Here is a 15,567-nt window from a genome sequence, read left to right as displayed (position 1 = left end):
TGCTCGCGGGCGCTTCGGGATCGCTGACGGTCCGCTGACGGCCGCCCCCGCCCTGCCGGTACGGCGCTGTGTACGGTGATCCGCATGCGGTTCGGGGTGCTGGGTCCACTGGCGGTGTGGGACGGCGAGGGGGCGCCGGTCAAGGTTCCCGAGGCGAAGGTCAGGGCGCTCCTCGCCGACCTTCTGGTGCACGAGGGGCGGGCGGTCTCCGCCGACCGGCTCATCGACGACCTCTGGGGCGGGGCCCCGCCCGGCAACCCCGCCAACGCCCTCCAGGCCAAGGTCTCCCAGCTGCGCCGGGCGCTCGGCCGTGACCGTGTGGTGCGTCAGGCTCCGGGGTACCGGCTGCGGCTCGACGCGGCGGAAGGCGACGAGGACGAGGTGGACGCGGACCGTTTCCGCGCCCTGGTCGACGGTGCGCGGGCGGAGGCGGCGACGGATCCGCGACGTCGCGTCGAACTCCTCACACAGGCCCTTGAGTTGTGGCGGGGACCCGCCTACGCCGACCTCGCCGACGAGGAGTTCGTACGGGCCGCCGCCGACCGTCTTGCGGAGCAGCGGCTCGCCGTCCTGGAGGAGCAGGCGGAGGCGCGTCTCGCCGCGGGCGACCACACGTTGCTGACCGGGGAGCTGGCCGATCTGGTCGCGCGGTATCCGTTGCGGGAGCGGTTACGGGCGGTGCAGTTGCGGGCGCTGTACAGGGCGGGGCGGGCGAGTGAGGCGCTCGCCTCGTACGGGGCGCTGCGCGCGCGGCTGGCGGAGGAGTTGGGGATCGATCCCGGCCCGGAGCTGGTCGCGTTGCAGGAGGCGATCCTGCGGCAGGACCCGGCGCTGTCGGACGCGCCGGTGACTCTCTCTTTCCTGGCGAACTCTTCGGCTCTGGCGGCCTCGTCGTCCCTGGCGAACTCTTCGGCTCTGGCGGCCTCGTCGTCACTGGTGAACTCTCAGGCTCTGGCAACCTCGTCGTCCCTGGTGAACTCCCCGTCCCTGGCGGACCCCTCGTCCCTGGCGAACTCCCCGGCCCGGGCGGCCTCGTCGTCCCTGGCGAACTCACCGTCCCTGGCGAACTCCCCGTCCCTGACGAACTCGCCATCCCTCGCGAACCCCTCGTCCCCGGCGACCTCGACTCCGGCGACCCCCTCCTCTCCGGTGGCCACCCCTCCCCCGGCCGCCCCTACTCCCACCCCACCCCGTACCAACCTCCCCGCCCAGCTCACCCCGCTCGTCGGGCGTGAGCACGCCGTCGCGGAGGTCAGCGGTCTTCTCGGCACCGCACGCCTCGTCACACTCACGGGCCCCGGCGGCGTGGGCAAGACGCGGCTCGCGGTGGAGGCGGCGACGCGGCAGACGGAGGGGGCACCCGCCACCGACACCCTCCACCCCACCCACACCCCCCACAGCCTCCCCACCCCCCACGGCCTCCCCACCCCCCAAACCCCCTTCCCCGACGGCGTCCGGCTCGTCGAGCTCGCCGGGCAGCGCGGCGGAAACGGCGGAAGCGGCGGAAGCGGCGCCAGCGACCTCGCCCTGGCGGTCGCCGCGGTCCTCGGGCTCCGCGACGACGCGCCCACCGGCGTGCCGGGACAGGCCGGTCCCGCCGTCCCCCTGACCCCCGTCGAACGTCTCGGCGCCGCCCTGCGTAAGCGCCGCATCCTCCTCGTACTCGACAACTGCGAACAGGTCGTCGAGCAGGCCGCCGAGCTCACGGACGCGTTGCTGCGCGCCGCGCCCGGGCTGCGGGTCCTCGCCACCAGCCAGGAGCCGCTCGGCCTCACGGGCGAGGCGGTGTTCCTGGTGGAGCCGCTTGCGGCGGCCGACGCCGTCAGCCTGTTCACCGCCCGCGCGGCTGCCGCGGCCCCCGGCTTCGCGCTCGCCGACCCCGCGGACGAGGAGGCCGTCGCGGAGATCTGCCGCCGCCTCGACGGCATCCCGCTCGCCCTGGAACTGGCCGCCACGCGGGTACGGGCCCTGGGCGTACGGGAGTTGGCTCGGCGGCTCGGGGACCGTTTCCGGCTGCTCACCTCCGCCGGGCGGCGGGGCGCGCCGGCGCGTCAGCAGACGTTGCGCGCGATGATCGACTGGAGCTGGGAGCTCCTGAGCGCGCCGGAGCGGATCGTGCTGCGCCGCCTCGCCGTGCACCGTGACGGCTGCACGCTGGAGGCGGCGGAATCGGTGTGTGCGGGGGACGGGGTGACCCGCGACGAGGTCCTGGATCTGGTGACCCGCCTCGTCGACCGGTCCCTGGTCGTCATGGCGCCGGGCCGCGCCGGAACCGCGCCGCGCTACCGGCTCCTGGAGTCCGTGGCCGCGTACGCCATGGAGCGGCTGCGGGAGACGGAGGACCTCACCGGCGTCCGCGAACGCCACCTGCGCCACTATCTGGCCCTCGCGGAACGGGCCGAGCCCCACCTCCGCGACGGCGGCCAGTCGGCATGGCTCGACCGCCTGGACGCCGAGGCGGCGAACCTGCGCGGGGCGCTGGACGAGGCGGTACGCGCCCCGTTCCCCGAGGAGGCGGCCCGCCTGGCCACGGCCCTGTCCTGGTGGTGGCTGCTCCGCGGCCACCTCACGGAGGCACGCCGCGCGCTGACGGCGACGTGGGGCGTTGCGGCGGCGGGGGCCGGGCCGGTGGCCACGTCCGTCACCACCCAGCTCCCCGCTCTCCGCGACGCCTTCGCGCTGCTGACCGGCGAAACCGGCGAAACCGGCGAACGGCCCACGCCTCCGACCGGACGGGACGCCACCCGCACCACCGAGCTGTCCACCTGCACCACCGAGCTGCCCACCCGCACCACCGAGCTCCCCGCCCGCACCACCGACCTCCCCACCCCCACCACCCAACTCCCCGCCCGCACCCTCTGGCTCACCGCCTACGGACTCTTCAGTGCCGGTGACACGCGCGGCAGCGAAGAGGTCACCGTATGCGCGCTCGACCGCGCCACCGCCTCCGGCGACCGGTGGAGCCTCGCCGCCTCGCTCGCCCTGCGTGCCATGCACGCCCTGCTCCGGGGTGACCTCGACACCATCGGTGCCGACGGGGCCCGTGCGGCCGGGATCTTCGGGGAGCTGGGCGACCGGTGGGGCGCGTTGCAGACCGTGACGCCGCTCGCCGTGCTCGCCGAGATCAAGGGCGATTACGCCGAGGCCGCGCGCCGCCAGGAGGAGGGGCTCGCCATCGCCCGCGACCTCGGCCTCCACGCGGAAGTCGCCGCCCGACTGTCCGGGCTCGGGCGGATCGCGCTGCTCACCCGGAGCGGGGAGCGGGCGAACGAACTGCACGAGGAAGCGCAGCAGTTGGCGGCACGGCACGGGTACCGGTACGGGGAGATCCACGCGGAGATGGGTCTCGCCCTCGGCGCGCGCCGCTCCGGGGACCTGGGCGCGGCCGAGGCGCACCTCCTGCGCATCCGCGACCGCCACGCCGACGTGTCCTCGCCCGCGGGCGACCACCTGCACCACGCCGAGCTGGGCTTCATCGCCGAGCTCCGCGGCGACGGGGCCGGTGCCGAGGCCCACCACCTCCTCGGCCTCGGCGCCGCCCGCGTACTCGCCGAGCCCCGCGCCCTCGCCCTCTCCCTGGAGGGACTGGCGGGCGCGGCGGCCGTGTCCGGGGCGGCGGACCGCGCGGCCCTGCTGCTCGGTGCGGCGGACGCGGCCCGGCGCGGCGTGGGGGCGCCGCTGCCGCCCGCCGAGCGCGGCGACGTCGACCGGATCACGGCGGCGGCGAGGGCGGCTCTCGGGGACGCGGAGTTCGAGGAGAAGTTCGCGCACGGGGCGAAGGCCGCTCCCGAGCAGCTTCCGTACGGGAGGAGTGCCCGATCAGCCTCCCTAGGGGAGGAGCGAGGGGCGCGGGGGGAGTTGAGCGGAGATAGTTGAGCGCGGTTACGCACCCCCCGCCCCCACCCACACGCCCTCGCACAGACCTTCGACCACCCCACCCCACCCCCGATACAGTGGCGAGATCCCGCATTTCGCAGCATTCACCCATGAGGCACCCGTGCGGCGGGACACGGGCGGCACTCATCCACAGGGGGACTGAAATGGCACTGTTCGGCAACGCGCACACCGTCGACCCGACGAAGGCGCAGAACGAGTACGCGCGCCTGCTCGGGCACGGTGAGCAGGTGCACGCCGCGTACACGCTGATACGCGACACCATGCTGTTCACCGACCGTCGGCTGATCATGGTCGACAAGCAGGGCATCACCGGCAAGAAGGTCGAGTACCACTCGATCCCGTACCGCAGCATCACGCACTTCGCGGTCGAGACGGCCGGGCACTTCGACCTCGACGCGGAGCTGAAGATCTGGATCTCCAGCAACCCGACGCCGATGCAGAAGACGTTCACGAAGGGCGTCGACATCTACGAAGTGCAGGCGATCCTGACGCAGTTCGTCGCCCGCTAGGGTCCTTCTGACGGGTCCAGCGGCCGCCGGACGACCCGCCACATCGACGTAAGTCGGTCCCCCGGGCCGCCCGTTCATACCAAAGACGCCGCCACCTCGACCAAAGGCCGATGAGCCCGCGCCCCTGCCCGCACGATGCTGACGGTCATGCCGTGGGGCGTCTGCCCCGGCGGCAGGCGGCGAGGCGAGGCGACGGGAAGGTGGCGGCATGCGGCAGAGCGGCGGCGGCATCAGCAGGGCGCGGTTTCTGGCGGGGGCGGGAGCGGGGGTCCTGGGGGCGAGGGTCCTGGGGGCGGGGGCCCTGGGGGCGCTCGGCGCCGTGGGGGGCGCCGCTCCCGCCGTCGCGCGGGGGCGGCGCGGGCTCGCCCACCGAGGGGTCGGTTACGAGGTCGGGGACGGGGAGTCGGCCGCGACCGGTTGGAACGCCGCCCGGATGCGCGGCGACCTGCGCGCCATCCGGCACGACCTGCACGCCAACACCGTCTCCGTGTTCGGCACGGGCGTCGACCGGCTCGCCGCGACCGCCTCCGAGGCCGCCGAGCGCGGCCTGAACGTCTGGCTGCAGCCCCGGCTCGCCGACGTCCCGCACCGCGACATCCTCGACCACCTCGCCGAGACCGGGCGCCACGCGGAGCGCATGCGGCGCCACGGCGCGGACGTCCACCTCAGCGTGGGCGCCGAGTTCGTGCTGTTCGTCCCCGGGATCGTGCCGGGCGACAACGCCCTGGAGCGCGTCGAAAACCTCCTCAAGGGCAACTTCGACCCGGAGAAGATGGTCCGGCGGCTGCGCGAGTTCATCGCGCGCGCCGCGAAGACCGGACGTTCCGTCTTCCGCGGCCCCCTCACCTACGGCGCCGCCCAGGACGACGACGTCGACTGGTCCCTCTTCGACGTCGTCAGCGTCAACTACTACGCGTACCACCGCACTCGGGCCGCCTACGTCAAGGAACTCACCCCCTACAAGCGGTGGGGCAAGCCCGTGGCGATCACCGAGTGCGGCTCCTGCACGTACGCCGGAGCGCCCAAGGACGGTGGCATGGGCTGGCACGAGGCCGTCGACTACACCAAGGAACCGCCGGAGATCACCGGCGACCTCAAGCGCAGCGAGCGCACCCAGGCCGCGTACCTCCTCGACGTCTTCGACGTCTTCGAGTCCATGAACCTGCACGCCGCCCTCGTCTACGACTTCGTCACCCCGGACGCCCCGCACCGCCCCGAGGACCCGCGCCACGACCTCGACATGGCCGGCTACAGCATCACCAAGACCCTCTGGAAACGGCCCGACGACCCGGCGGCCGGCTGGCACTGGGAGCCGAAGGAGTCCTACCGCGCGCTCGCCCGCCACTTCGAACGGGCCGCCCGCCCCTGACCCGACTTGGCGGACAGATGTCTTCCGTCGTCCGCGCGGGTGTGCTTGCCTGGTGGCCATTTCGGCTGTCTGGGGCGGGAGTTGCCGCATGCGCAAGCGGAATCTGTGGAGTGCGGGGGTGCTCGCCGGGCTGCTGACCCTGGGCGCCTGCGGGGACCCCGGCTCCGGGGACGCGGCACCGGCCGACCTCCCGGACGCCCCGCACAGCGCGGCGCCGCCCGACCCCTCCGCCTCCCCCGGTCCGTCCTCCACGACGCGGCGGCGCGCCGCCGAGAACGTCGACCGGGCCAAGGCCCCCAAGGTGCTCTACCTCGGCGACTCCCTCGCCATGGAGAACCAGGACGTCCTGGGCGCCGACCTCCGCGACCGCCTCGGCGCCCGCTACCGCAGCGCGCCCTACTCCGGCACCACCCTCTGCGACTACCTCGACGGCACCGGCGAGGACTCCCTCGTCCCCGACAAGGACAAGGCCGCCGCCCTCGTACTCGCCGAGCGGCCCGACTACGTCGTCCTGCAGTTCTGGGGCAACGCGTGGGGCTACACGCCCTGCATGGACGGCATCACGTACGACAAGCAGCGCGAGAAGTACTACGACCGGTACGCGGCCGACGCGCGGCGCCTCGCCTCGCAGATCCACGGGGCGGGCGGGGCGAGTGGGCCGCGTGTGGTGTGGGTTCTTCAGGGGCCCGATCCGATCACGCCGGACCGCGTACGGGGCGTCAACGACCTCTACGAGGCGCAGGCCAAGGCCACGGGTGACCTCGTCGCCGACGCGGGGCGGTCGGTCGCTCCCGCGTCCGACCGCTATACGTGGGTCGAGTCGTTGCCCTGCACGGCGTACGAGCGGTCGCACGCGGCGTACTGCCGTACGGGGCGGGCGGCGTTGCACCGGAGCGGGGACGACTACCTGCACTTCTGCTTGGCGCCGACCACGGCCAAGTCCCGGCCCTGTCCTGTCCGTTCGCCGGGTATCCGGAGGATGGCCTCGGCGATCACCGAGAGGATCCGTGCAGATCTCCGTTGACGGTGGCGGTCACGAAGTGGGTGAAGGCGGCCTCCGTGACGGTGAAGGTGGGGCCTTCGGGGTTCTTGCTGTCGCGGAGGGCGATGGTGGCGGTGCAGGGAGTTTGGGCGAGCTCTATGCATTCACCGCCGGTGTTGCCGCTGTACGACGACTTACGCCACATGGCGCCGTTGAGGGGGGCGCATTCGATACATTCACCACCACTGCTGCCGCTGTACGACGACTTACGCCACCGCGCGTCTGTCAGGCTCTGGCTGCTCCCCATACCGTTCCTCCATCACGCGAGCGATCAGCGTGGCCGAGTCCTCCCGCGAGAGGGCCGTGCCTTGCAGGCGAGCGTAACCGAGCGAACGCTCCCTGATCACACGTGGGTTGGCAGTCATGTGGCCTGAGTCGTAGCTCTCCGAGTAGAACAAGTCAGGGTCGTCGTCGAAGCGCAGCAGAGTGAACGACCCCATTACCGCCGCATGCTGCCCCACGGAGAACGGCAGCACTTGCAGATGCAGCCAAGGGCTGTCGCGGAACTCCAACAAGCGGGACAGTTGCTCGCGCATGACAGCCGGACCGCCGATCTGCCGGTACAGCGCCGCCTCGTCCAGCACGACGAGGAGCGCGGGCGGGTTGTCCCGGCTCAGAATCCGCTGGCGTTCCATCCGTGCCGCCACCAGCTCGTCGAGCCGTTCCCTGTGCTCTACGCCAAGCACCGCTCGCGCGTACCGCTCCGTCTGCAACAAGCCGTACACCAACTGGCACTGGTACGTGGAGATGAAGTTCGCCCGCGCCTCCATCTCCGCGTACGCCTGGAACCAGGACGGCAACTGGGACCGCAACACCAGCCCCACCAACCGCGAAAACGCCCCGTCCGTGCCCAGCGCCGCGTCCACCCGTTCGGAGAAGTCCCTCGTCGGCACCCTCTTCGTCGTCTCGATCTGGCCGATGAGTGACCCCGTGACGAAGACACAGGAGCCCAACTGGGGCTGGCTCAGGCCCGCCGCCTCGCGCAGGCGGCGCAGTTCGGAGCCGTAGTAATCGAGGGGCGACGCACTCGGGTCGAGATCCCGCGCTTTTACCATGTAGCCCAGCGTAACCAACCGACTCCGCTCGGGTGGCCTGAATCACACAACCCGTTCGGCCCACGCCCGCTCGCCGCCCCGCCAACGCCGCCGGAGGCTGTGTATCCCTGACCGCTAGACAAAGGTGTGGCCATGAGCAGCGCAGCAGCTCCCGGCAAGCCGGACCACGGGAAGCCGGATCACCACGGTACGAAGGCGGACAGCGTCTGGGCATCCGGCGGGACGATGTTCGCCGGTGTGCTGATGCTGGTGAACGGCATCCTCGGCATCTTCGAGGGCATCGCGGGCATCGCCAAGGACGACGTGTACGAGCGCATCGGCGACTACGTGTACAAGTTCAACCTCACGACGTGGGGCTGGATCCACCTGATCCTCGGCATCCTCGTGGCCGTCGTCGGCTGGGGCATCCTCAAGGGTGCGGGCTGGGCGAAGGGCAGCGGGGTCGCGCTTGCCGCGCTGGCCATCGTGGCGCAGTTCCTGTGGCTGCCGTACACGCCCGTCTGGGCGCTCATCTCGATCGCCATCGGCGTCTTCGTCATCTGGGCGCTGTGCAACGACCGCTCCGACATCGCCGGGCCCTGACCGAGGGCGGGCCACGGCTGGTTCCTGGTCGCGCAGTTCACCGACCCCGACCCCCTGGGAGGCCCCCGGGGGGTCAGTACTCCGCTGGGCCGCCGTTCGCCTTCAGCGTGTCGTGGACCGCCTGGATGAAGGCCGCCGCCTGGGGGGTGAGTGGTGTCGTGCGGTGGAGCAGGGCCACTTCGGCCGTGGCGGCGTCGGTCAGGGGGAGGAAGATGACGTCGGGGCGGGCGTAGTACTTCTCGACCGAGGCCAGGACGGGGGAGATTCCCCGGCCCGTGGCGACCATGGTCATCAGTTCCTGGAAGGACGCGACGGACGGGCCCCGCCGTATCTCCCGGCCGGACGGCGTGCGCCGCGGCACGTGGGAGTCCCACCAGTACGCGGGCGCGCCGTTCACCAGGCCGAAGAACGTCTCGCCCGCCAGGTCCTCCAGACAGACGGAGGTCCGACCGGCGAGCGGGTGGCCTACCGGCACCGCGAGCAGGCGCGGTTCCCTGATGACGACCGGGCCGACCGTCAGGTCGGGCTCCCGCACCGGCAGGCACGTGAAGAGCAGGTCGATCTCGCCGCCGCGCAGCGCGCCCAGCGGATCCTGGTACTGGGTCTCCCGCATCCGCACCTCGACCCCCGGGAGACGCTCCCGGAACGTCGCCAGGATCGGGCCCGTCAGGGTGCCCGCGCCCGAGCCGAGGAAGCCGACGTTCAGCTCGCCCCCGACGCCCCGCGCCGTGTCCTTGGCGCGCGCCACGGCCGCCTCCATGCGCACGTGCAGCGGCGCCAGATCCTCGTACAACTGGCGGCCCAGCGGGGATATCCGCACCACCCGGCTGGTGCGCTCGAAGAGCGGGGCGCCGATCTTGCGCTCCAGCTTCTTCAGCGTCTGGCTGACCCGGGCCTGGGAGAGGAGCAGGCGCTCGGCGGTGCGGCCGAAATGCAGCTCCTCGGCCAGGGTCAAGAAGGTCTCCAGCTCTTGCCGTTCCACCACATACCCCCTGTGACCTGCATCGATAAGCGTGCGCGTGTTGATCGTTCCACAGATCGCCGTTGATGGGCGGTCGCGATCGGCGGATCTTTGAGGAGTCAGGACGGCGACCGCCGGACCGGACACCCGACCTCTCAACCACCCGGAGATCCCGATGATTTCGCGTGCCCGCACGACCCTCGTCGCCACCGCCGCCGCCACCGCCCTCGCCCTGACCGCCGGTCTCGCCGTCACCGGCGCCCAGGCCTCCCCCGACCGCCACGAAGGCGGGAAGGGGGCCGCCGCCTGGACCGCGGCCTGGGCCGCCGCCCCGCAGCGCCCCAGCACCGGGTTCAAGCCCAACTGGTCGGAGGCGGGCTTCGACGGGCAGACCCTGCGCCAGGTCGTCCGCGTCACGGAGGGCGGCGACAGAGCGCGCATCCGGCTCTCCAACGCGTACGGGACCTCGCCGCTGCGGATCGCGGGCGCCACCATCGCCCGTACGAAGCGGGACGCCTCGGCCTCGGCCTCAGTTCAGGAAGGGTCCGTCCGGCGGCTCACCTTCGGGGGCGAGCGGGCCGTCAGCATCCCCGCCCACGGGCAGCTCTCCAGCGACGCCGCCGGGCTGGACCTCGACGCCTTCGAGTCCGTGACGGTCACCCTGCACCTCGCGGGCACCACGGGCCCCGCCACCTTCCACGCCCAGTCCTTCGCGACCAGCTACCGCGCCGTGGGCGACCACACCGCCGACACCGGCGGCCGGGCCTTCCGCGAGTCGACCGAGTCCTGGTACTACCTGTCGGGCGTGGACGTGGGAACCGGGTCCGGCAAGCCCGCGAAGCGCGACGGCGTCGTCCTCTTCGGCGATTCGATCACCGACGGCTTCGCCTCCTCCACCGACCGCGACCGGCGCTGGTCCGACGCCCTCGCCGAACGCCTCGCCGCAGCGGGCGACCAGCGGCCCGTCCTCAACTCCGGCATCGGCGGCAACCTCGTCCTCAACGACTCGGCCTGGTACGGCGAGAAGAGCGCCCACCGGTTCACGCGGGACGCCCTGAACCTGCCCGGCGCCGGCACGGTCGTCGTCCTCCAAGGCGTCAACGACATCGGCTTCAGCGAGACCGACAAGCCCACCTACAAGCCCGCCCCGGTCGTGAGCGCCCGCGAACTCATCAACGGCCACCGGGAGTTGATACGTCAGGCCCGCGCCAAGGGTGTCCGGGTCGTCGGCGCGACGCTGCTCCCGCTCGGCGGCTCCGACCACTACGGCAAGCACTCGGCCGCCGTGAGCGACGCGTTCAACCGCTGGGTGCGCACGTCCGGCGAGTACGACGCGTACGTCGACTTCGACAAGGCCCTCGCCGACCCGGCGGACCCGGAGCGGATCGCGCCCGCGTACGACAGCGGCGACCACCTGCACCCGAACGACGCCGGGTACCGGGCGATGGCCCGCGCGGTGGACCTGAAGACGCTGTGACGAGCACCGGCACCGGCGCCGTTCGCACTGTCCGCGGCGTCGAGGCGGCCGCGCGCCCGGTCGCCGCCGGGGCCGGGGCCGCCATGACCCGGCGCCAGAAGCTCGTCCTGTCGCTGCTCCTCGGCTCCCAGTTCATGGTCGCCGTGGACTTCTCCGTCCTGAACGTCGCCCTGCCCGCGGTCGGCGAGGGACTCGGCTTCTCCCTCGCGAACCTCCAGTGGATCGCCACCGCGTTCGCGCTGGCGGCGGCGGGCTGCACGCTCCTCTTCGGCCGGATCGCCGATCTCTACGGCCGCAAGCGGCTGTTCATCGGCGGCATGGCGCTCCTCGGCCTCTCCTCGGCCCTGGGCGGCCTCGCCACCACGCCCGAGGTCCTGCTCACCGCCCGGGTGCTGCAGGGCCTGGCGACCGCGGCGGTCACCCCGGCGGGGCTCGCCCTGCTCACCACGGCGTTCCGCGAGGGGCCGCTGCGCGACCGGGCGCTCGGCCTGAACGGTGCGCTGATGTCGGCCGGTTTCACCACCGGCGCCGTGCTCGGCGGGCTCCTCACCGGACTGCTCTCCTGGCGCTGGGCGTTCTTCGTCAACGTCCCCGTCGCGGCCGCGGCCGTCGCCCTCGCGCCGTCCCTCCTCAGCGACTCGCGCCTGGTCTGCAGGCACCGTCTGGACCTGCCCGGCGCGGTCACCGTCACCGGCGGACTGCTCGCCCTCGCCCTCGGTCTGACGCGGGCGGGCGGGAGCGGCTGGTCCGACCCGGTGGCCCTCATGGCCGTGGTGGCGGGCGCGGTGCTGCTCGTCGCCTTCCGGTTCGTGGAGCGGCGTTCGGCCGCGCCGCTCGTGCCGGTGCGCATCATGCGGCGCCGCACGGTCGTCTGGGGCAACGCGGCGGGCCTGATCGCCTTCGCCACCGAGACCTCGCTGGTCTTCCTCCTGACGCTCTACCTCCAGGAGGTGCTCGGCTTCTCCGCTCTCTCCACCGGCCTGGCCTTCGGCGTCCTCGGGGCGGGCACCGTCGTGGGCGGGACGCTGGGCGGCCGCGCGGTGGGCCGCTTCGGCGGGCGCGCCACGATCCTCGGGGGCGGGGTGGTGCAGGCCGCCGCCACGGTCTCCCTGGTCGCGCTCGGCACGTCGGGGGGCTGGCTGTATCTGCTGCTGGCGGCCACGTTCGTCGGCGGTGTCGGCAACATGCTGCTCGTCGTCGGCTTCATGGTCACCGCCACGTCGGGCCTGCCCGACGCCGAGCAGGGCCTCGCGACCGGCCTCGCCACGATGACGCAGCAGGTCGGCATCGTGCTGGGCATCCCCGTGATGAGCGCGGTCGCCGCGGCCCGGACGGGCACGGGGACGGCGCCCGACGCCGTGCTCTCCGGCGTGACGGCCGCCGTCCTCGTCAACTCCCTCGTCGTCCTCGCGGGTTCACTGCTCGTGGCGTACGCCTTGGGGCGCGGGGCCCCGGCGAACCGCTCCGGTCACTCCGGTCACTCCGGTCATCACGCCGGTCACTCCGTCGTGTAGTACCGGTAGAAGATCACCGCGAACACGGCGGCCGACACCACGAGCGCCATCACCACCGACCGCAGCACGCTGGCGCCGGTGAGGCTGTAGAGGAAACCGAACGCGATGCCCGTGAACGCCATCCAGGACAGGGCGCGCACCTCGCGGGGGAGTGCGGGCGCCATCCGGTGCAGGACGAAGAAGACGGCGGCGAAGAGGAGACCGGTGACGACGCCGAACATGACGTTGCCGGTGGTGATCGGTCCGCCGTCGCGCCGGATGCCGGAGGTCCAGATGCCGTAGACGATGCCCAGGAGCAGGGGCAGGCCCGCCCACAGGGCGCTCGTGCCGGTGGCCCGGGAGCCGGGGGCGGTGTAGACGGGTGCGGCGTGTGCCATGACGAGTCCTTCCGTAGGCGTACGGGACACGGCGGGGCGTCAGTGTTCGGGGGCCGGGCTCGGAAGCTGAGCTCGGGGGCTGGGTTCAGGGCCCTCGGAGGCTGGGTTCAGAGCCCGGGTTCAGGCCCGGCCCGTCAGTGGTTGTGGTGGTCGCACGGGTCCTGGTGGCAGTCACGGTCGCGCCACTGCGGGCACGGGTCCGCGGACGGGCAGGCGGGCACGTGGTGGCCGCCCGTGTCGACGTAGGCCGCGCTCACCCAGCCGCGGACGCCCTCCAGCCAGTACCAGTGCGGGTCGCCGCGCACGGTCATCCCGGAGACGGCGCATTTGACGCGGTCCTGGCTGCCGGGCGGCAGCTTCGCGAGGATCTCGCCGTGGGTGCTCGGCTCGTCCCTGACCTTCAGGTCGGGCCCGGAGACGACGGTGCCCCAGATGACGTCGTCGTGGTGGTGCGCGGGGATCGCCGTGGTCGCGGCGGTGGCCGCGGTGGCGGTTCCCGCGGTCAGCAGCGCCGCGGCGGCCACCGCCACCGGGCTCAGAGCGATTCGCATGATCGACCTCCTCGCCCCCTCATCCAGGAAACACCCGTTCGGCCCAGCGCTCCACTTGGGCCCGCCGCCCCGGCCCGGCGCCGTTGCCCCATATGCAGTCGCCCCGGTCGCGCCCCGCGGGGCCGGGGCCTTGCCTTGGTCTCGTGCCGAAAAGCGTCCGCCGTGTCCCTCGTACGTCCCGCGCCGTCCCCCGTACGTCCAGCCCCGTCCCCCATACGTCCCGCACCCTCCCCCGTACGTCCCGCGTCCGAGCCGTCCTGTCCGCCGTGCTCCTCGTCCTGGCCTGCCTCCTTGTCCCCGTCGGCGCGCTCTCCGCCTGGGCGAAGTTCGAGATCGGCGACCGGGACAGCTACGTCGCCACGATGGCGCCGCTCGCCTCGGACCCGGCGGTGCGCACGGCGGTGGCGGACGAGGTCACCGGCTCGGTGATGAAGGAGATCGACGTGGGCCCGCTGCAGGGCACGGTCGAGTCGTTCGTACGCGACGCGGTGCGGTCGTTCACCGAGACGGCGGCGTTCAAGACGGCCTGGAACGCGGCGAACCGCGCGGCGCACGACGCGGTGCAGTCGGAGCTGAACCACGACGACAGCGGCGAGGTCACCATCGACCTCGCCCCCATCACCCAGCAGATCAAACAGCAACTGCAGGACGACGGCGTGCCGTTCGCTTCGAAGATCCCGGTGCAGCACACCGAGGTCACGGTCCTGCAGTCCAAGGACCTCGGCTGGCTGTGGCGGAGCTTCCACGCGCTGCAGGTGGCCGGTGCCTGGCCCGCGGTGGCGGCGGCCGTGCTCGCCGTCGCCGGTGTCCTGCTCGCGGCCCGTCGGCGCCGGGCGGTCGTCGCCACCGCGCTCGGCATGGCGCTCGGCGCCGCCGTCCTCCTCGCCGCCGTCGCGACCGGCCGCGCCGTCACCCTCGACGACCTGCCGTCCGACCTCTCGCGCGACGCGGCGGGCGCGGTCTACGACGCACTGACCCAGACGGTGCGGACGACGGCCTGGATCATCGTCGCGGCGACCCTCGTCATCGCCCTCGGCACCTGGCTCTTTCCCCGGCTGCGCCGGCGTTTCGCCCGGGGTCGTGAACCGGGCCCCGCCGAGACCCGTCCTGTCTGAGGGAGGATGCGCGCAGCAGGAACCAGACGCGCGCAGCACGACCCTCGACGAAAGGCCGGCCCCTTGGACACCACGACGGTCATCCGTGACGCCGAGGACGAGGCGGGCGGGGGCGAGCGGCGGCGGGTGAGCCGGGCCGCCGCGTGGGGTGCCGGGCTGCTGCTTGCCGGGGTCAGCGCCGTCCTCGGGTTCCGGATCGCCGACTCCGACGGGTTCACGCCCGTCCCGCAGGTGCTCGCCTTCCTGCCCTGGCTCCTCGTGCCCGCGGGCGCCGCCCTGCTGCTCGCCGTGCTCGGCCGGTGGCGGATCGGGATGCTGTGGAGCGTCGTCGTGCTCGGCCTCCTCGCCTGGTACACGGACCCCTACGGGAACACCGACGCACCGGACGGGCCCGCCGTCGCCGAGCTGCGCGTCCTGACGTCGAACGTCGAATTCGGCGGCGGCACCGAGGGCTTGATCCGGGCCGTCCGCAAGGAGCGGCCCGACCTGCTGTTCGTCGAGGAGTGCGACTTCGCGTGCTCCGCGCTGCTCCGCAAGGAGCTGCCCCGCGCCGACTACCCCTACCGCGAGTCCGTCGAGGCGTCCGGCGCCGAGGGCTCGGTCATCCTCGCCAAGGTGGCGCTGAAGAGCGCGCCCGGCATCGACGGCACGCTCGGCATGCCGGGCGCCGTGGCCGACGTACGGGGACACGAGGTCCGGATCCAGCTGGCGCACCCCATGCCTCCGGTGCCCCGCGGGGTCGGCCTGTGGCGCTCGGAGATGCGGGAGCTGCGGGACTACGCCGCCGCCGGGGACGGGGCGCCCACCATCGTCGCCGGGGACTTCAACGCCACCCAGGACCACGCCGCCTTCCGCTCCGTCCTGGACACGGGGATGCGCGACGCCGCCCGGCTCGCCGGGACCTCGCGCGCCCCGAGCTGGCCCGCCGCCGCGCCCGCGCCGCTCGGCGCGCAGATCGACCACGTCCTCGCCACGCCGGACTTCGCGGCGCGCGACGCCCGTTTCCTGGACATCGGCAACACCGACCACCGGGCGCTCGCCGTCACCCTGATCCTCCACGAAGCCGAAACGGAGCGTTGATCCACCGACCAGGACACGTCACATAAAGCGCCGATAAT

General features: G+C 72.9%; 14 protein-coding genes and 1 pseudogene. 9 read left to right on the top strand and 6 right to left on the bottom strand.

Annotation, left to right across the window (positions count from 1 at the left end):
• The first annotated feature begins 84 nt into the window (after positions 1-84).
• The 4 genes from ACFVYL_RS31300 (at position 85) to ACFVYL_RS31285 (ending at position 6,799) form a co-directional block, all read left to right on the top strand.
• Positions 85-3,876 (top strand): BTAD domain-containing putative transcriptional regulator, encoded by a 3,792-nt coding sequence (locus ACFVYL_RS31300; RefSeq protein WP_389721925.1) that lies wholly within the window; start codon positions 85-87, stop codon positions 3,874-3,876.
• A gap of 164 nt (positions 3,877-4,040) precedes the next feature.
• Positions 4,041-4,406: a PH domain-containing protein gene (locus ACFVYL_RS31295; RefSeq protein WP_389721924.1), complete on the top strand. Its 366-nt coding sequence runs from the start codon at positions 4,041-4,043 to the stop codon at positions 4,404-4,406.
• A gap of 208 nt (positions 4,407-4,614) precedes the next feature.
• The gene (locus tag ACFVYL_RS31290; protein WP_389721922.1) at positions 4,615-5,775 is read left to right on the top strand and encodes an abortive phage infection protein; all 1,161 of its coding nucleotides are present in this window, start codon (positions 4,615-4,617) and stop codon (positions 5,773-5,775) included.
• An 88-nt stretch (positions 5,776-5,863) separates the two neighbouring features.
• Entirely contained in the window at positions 5,864-6,799 is a 936-nt protein-coding gene (locus ACFVYL_RS31285) for an SGNH/GDSL hydrolase family protein (RefSeq protein WP_389721920.1), read from the top strand.
• On the opposite strand, the gene ACFVYL_RS31280 is transcribed toward ACFVYL_RS31285, so the two are convergent.
• The 3 genes and pseudogenes from ACFVYL_RS31280 to ACFVYL_RS31270 all read right to left on the bottom strand — a co-directional run bounded on the left by ACFVYL_RS31280 (position 6,768) and on the right by ACFVYL_RS31270 (position 7,872).
• A complete protein-coding gene (locus ACFVYL_RS31280; RefSeq protein ID WP_389721973.1) occupies positions 6,768-6,962 on the bottom strand; it encodes a DUF397 domain-containing protein in 195 nt (64 codons plus the stop codon). The two genes, ACFVYL_RS31285 and ACFVYL_RS31280, sit on opposite strands and share 32 nt — an antisense overlap.
• 36 nt (positions 6,963-6,998) lie before the next feature.
• A pseudogene (locus ACFVYL_RS31275) lies at positions 6,999-7,046 on the bottom strand (hypothetical protein); the annotation flags it as partial.
• On the bottom strand, positions 7,024-7,872 hold the full coding sequence (locus ACFVYL_RS31270) for a helix-turn-helix domain-containing protein (protein ID WP_389721918.1): 849 nt from the start codon (positions 7,870-7,872) through the stop codon (positions 7,024-7,026). The gene ACFVYL_RS31270 and the pseudogene ACFVYL_RS31275, both read right to left, overlap by 23 nt.
• 132 nt (positions 7,873-8,004) lie before the next feature.
• Here ACFVYL_RS31270 and ACFVYL_RS31265 point away from each other — a divergent pair, with 132 nt between their 5' ends.
• Positions 8,005-8,454, top strand: a complete 450-nt coding sequence (locus ACFVYL_RS31265) for a hypothetical protein (RefSeq protein WP_389721916.1) — start codon at positions 8,005-8,007, stop codon at positions 8,452-8,454.
• Positions 8,455-8,527: 73 nt separating this feature from the next.
• Here the strand turns inward: ACFVYL_RS31265 and ACFVYL_RS31260 are convergent, their stop codons facing one another.
• Positions 8,528-9,436, bottom strand: a complete 909-nt coding sequence (locus ACFVYL_RS31260) for a LysR family transcriptional regulator (RefSeq protein WP_389721914.1) — start codon at positions 9,434-9,436, stop codon at positions 8,528-8,530.
• Between the two features lie 154 nt (positions 9,437-9,590).
• Here ACFVYL_RS31260 and ACFVYL_RS31255 point away from each other — a divergent pair, with 154 nt between their 5' ends.
• A complete protein-coding gene (locus ACFVYL_RS31255) occupies positions 9,591-10,892 on the top strand; it encodes an SGNH/GDSL hydrolase family protein (RefSeq protein WP_389721912.1) in 1,302 nt (433 codons plus the stop codon).
• Between the two features lie 83 nt (positions 10,893-10,975).
• The gene (locus tag ACFVYL_RS31250) at positions 10,976-12,406 is read left to right on the top strand and encodes an MFS transporter (RefSeq protein ID WP_389721971.1); all 1,431 of its coding nucleotides are present in this window, start codon (positions 10,976-10,978) and stop codon (positions 12,404-12,406) included.
• Here the strand turns inward: ACFVYL_RS31250 and ACFVYL_RS31245 are convergent.
• Both ACFVYL_RS31245 and ACFVYL_RS31240 read right to left on the bottom strand, forming a co-directional pair.
• Positions 12,391-12,783 (bottom strand): hypothetical protein, encoded by a 393-nt coding sequence (locus ACFVYL_RS31245; RefSeq protein ID WP_389721910.1) that lies wholly within the window; start codon positions 12,781-12,783, stop codon positions 12,391-12,393. The genes ACFVYL_RS31250 and ACFVYL_RS31245 overlap by 16 nt on opposite strands.
• Positions 12,784-12,917: 134 nt before the next feature.
• Positions 12,918-13,334, bottom strand: a complete 417-nt coding sequence (locus ACFVYL_RS31240; protein ID WP_389721908.1) for an SH3 domain-containing protein — start codon at positions 13,332-13,334, stop codon at positions 12,918-12,920.
• 143 nt (positions 13,335-13,477) lie between these two features.
• On the opposite strand from ACFVYL_RS31240, the gene ACFVYL_RS31235 reads away from it, so the two are divergent.
• Together ACFVYL_RS31235 and ACFVYL_RS31230 are read left to right on the top strand one after the other, a co-directional pair.
• Complete coding sequence (locus ACFVYL_RS31235) at positions 13,478-14,449, top strand: hypothetical protein (protein ID WP_389721906.1); 972 nt, start codon at positions 13,478-13,480, stop codon at positions 14,447-14,449.
• Positions 14,450-14,512: 63 nt separating this feature from the next.
• Positions 14,513-15,529, top strand: a complete 1,017-nt coding sequence (locus ACFVYL_RS31230; protein WP_389721904.1) for an endonuclease/exonuclease/phosphatase family protein — start codon at positions 14,513-14,515, stop codon at positions 15,527-15,529.
• The last annotated feature ends 38 nt before the right edge of the window (positions 15,530-15,567 follow it).

The organism is Streptomyces sp. NPDC058308 (genome assembly GCF_042880275.1).
Lineage (GTDB): Bacteria > Actinomycetota > Actinomycetes > Streptomycetales > Streptomycetaceae > Streptomyces.
The sequence above is the reverse complement of the archived record's forward strand: the minus strand, read 5'-3'. Positions and strand labels throughout refer to the sequence as shown.

Coding starts and splice junctions, on each gene's coding strand:
- ACFVYL_RS31300 (WP_389721925.1), top strand. CDS start 85: ATGCGGTTCGGGGTGCTGGGTCCACTGGCGGTGTGGGACGGCGAGGGG.
- ACFVYL_RS31295 (WP_389721924.1), top strand. CDS start 4,041: ATGGCACTGTTCGGCAACGCGCACACCGTCGACCCGACGAAGGCGCAG.
- ACFVYL_RS31290 (WP_389721922.1), top strand. CDS start 4,615: ATGCGGCAGAGCGGCGGCGGCATCAGCAGGGCGCGGTTTCTGGCGGGG.
- ACFVYL_RS31285 (WP_389721920.1), top strand. CDS start 5,864: ATGCGCAAGCGGAATCTGTGGAGTGCGGGGGTGCTCGCCGGGCTGCTG.
- ACFVYL_RS31280 (WP_389721973.1), bottom strand. CDS start 6,962: ATGTGGCGTAAGTCGTCGTACAGCGGCAACACCGGCGGTGAATGCATA.
- ACFVYL_RS31270 (WP_389721918.1), bottom strand. CDS start 7,872: ATGGTAAAAGCGCGGGATCTCGACCCGAGTGCGTCGCCCCTCGATTAC.
- ACFVYL_RS31265 (WP_389721916.1), top strand. CDS start 8,005: ATGAGCAGCGCAGCAGCTCCCGGCAAGCCGGACCACGGGAAGCCGGAT.
- ACFVYL_RS31255 (WP_389721912.1), top strand. CDS start 9,591: ATGATTTCGCGTGCCCGCACGACCCTCGTCGCCACCGCCGCCGCCACC.
- ACFVYL_RS31250 (WP_389721971.1), top strand. CDS start 10,976: ATGACCCGGCGCCAGAAGCTCGTCCTGTCGCTGCTCCTCGGCTCCCAG.
- ACFVYL_RS31245 (WP_389721910.1), bottom strand. CDS start 12,783: ATGGCACACGCCGCACCCGTCTACACCGCCCCCGGCTCCCGGGCCACC.
- ACFVYL_RS31240 (WP_389721908.1), bottom strand. CDS start 13,334: ATGCGAATCGCTCTGAGCCCGGTGGCGGTGGCCGCCGCGGCGCTGCTG.